Consider the following 246-nt stretch of genomic DNA (forward strand, 5'->3'; position numbering starts at 1 on the left):
GTGATTTCGTTACGGAAGCTCTTACCGAATTGGCCAATACCAAATGGAAGGTTTTTACGCATAGAGCGTTGTACGGTTTTACAGTTTACGAAAATACCTTGTGCGGTTTCAGGACGAAGGAAGATTTCGTTCGTGCTAGACTCTGTAACACCTTGGAAGGTTTTGAACATTAAGTTGAACTGACGGATTTCAGTGAACGCTTCACTACCACAATCAGGACATTTTACTTCATGTTCTTTCATTAGG

General features: G+C 41.1%; 1 pseudogene. It reads right to left on the reverse strand.

The window, feature by feature from the left end:
* Positions 1-246: pseudogene (locus JDS82_RS29325) on the reverse strand (glycine--tRNA ligase); the annotation flags it as partial.

This window comes from Bacillus cereus group sp. N14, assembly GCF_016483555.1.
Taxonomy (GTDB): domain Bacteria; phylum Bacillota; class Bacilli; order Bacillales; family Bacillaceae_G; genus Bacillus_A; species Bacillus_A wiedmannii.